1 protein-coding gene is annotated in these 1,263 nt (G+C 61.7%); it reads right to left on the reverse strand.

Annotation, left to right across the window (positions count from 1 at the left end; genetic code table 11):
* Positions 1-46: 46 nt before the first annotated feature.
* Positions 47-1,207, reverse strand: coding sequence for an ISNCY family transposase (locus tag VJR90_06350; protein HKV97089.1), 1,161 nt, complete (start codon positions 1,205-1,207; stop codon positions 47-49).
* Positions 1,208-1,263: the final 56 nt, after the last annotated feature.

The following is a 1,263-nucleotide window of genomic DNA, read 5'->3' on the forward strand; positions in this document are numbered from 1 at the left end:
TGTTGTAGCAACGTGATTCTGTCACCCTAACGGCAACATAGAAATGTCACCCCCTGATGGCTGAGTGCTCGAGACGGGTATCGCCGTAGTAAAACGAAAGGCGTCCATCGAGAGCCTGATAGATGTGGATTTTGGCTCCCGCAAAGCTGAAGCGTTTGGCCTGCTGGGGGATTTGGAAGCGGTGGCCATCCCACTGCACGACATTGTCGTTGCTGACGATGCGTTCGTGCACGAAGCAGCAGATGCGTTCGAGATTCTCCGGAGCCTGGCGCCAGGCGGTTGCGGTTTCGCGAGGCAGTCTTGCGAAGCGGCGGTTGTAGTCGGCGATGAACTTGCGGAGCACAGCATTGGCCGAGTCGATGTCAGCCGCTTTGGCCAGACGGAGTTCGCTGGTGAGACGATCTTGCAGCACGCCCCAGAGACGTTCGACGCGGCCTTTGGCCTGCGGGCTGTTGGCGGCGATGAAGGTGACGCCGAGTTGATCCAAGGCGCGGCCGAACTGAGTGGGCTGGCGTTTTCCGGCGAGTTGTTCTGGGACAGTCCAGTGATCGTCGTTGCGGAGGAAGATGCCACTGCGATCGCCATAGAAAGCGAGGGGCAGGCCGTGACGGCGGAGCAGCTGGCGAAGCAAGCGGAGATAGCCGAAAGTGGTTTCCGAGGGGAAGAACTGGGCGGCGAGGATTTTGCCGGAGGCATCGTCCTGCATGCCCAGAGCGGTGAGCAGCGGGCCGCGGCCTTCGAGCCAGTGGTGCGGAGAGCCGTCGAGTTGCACCAGTTCACCGACGCGCGCCGAAGGCAAGCGGCGTTGGCGGTGAGCGGGCGGGCGTCGTTTACGCGGCGAGCCGAGGCCGCTTTGGCGCAGCAGGCGGCGTAGGGTTTCGCGGCTGAGCGAAAAGCCCTCGTGTTCGACCAACTTCTCGCAGAGGTGATGATCGTTGAAGCCGGCGTAGCGGGAGCGGGACAGCTGGACGATCCGCTGGCGCACGGCGTCGGGCAAACGGCGGTGGCTGGGGCGACCGCGGCTGGCGTGAGCCAGAGCCGCTGCGCTGCCTAGCCGATAGCGAGCTTTGAGGCGTTTGATATGCCGAGGAGATAGGTCGAGCAGCTCCGCGGCTCTGGCACACGCCAGGTTCCCTTGAATGCATTGTGAGATGACGGTCCCTCGTTGCAACTCTTTCTGACTCAACGTGCATGTCTCCTGTCTCATGGGGTGACATTTTCACGTTGCCGTTAAGGGGTGACAGAATTATGGAGCTAAGACAT

Source organism: Gammaproteobacteria bacterium, from assembly GCA_035279405.1.
GTDB lineage: Bacteria > Pseudomonadota > Gammaproteobacteria > Natronospirales > REEB76 > REEB76.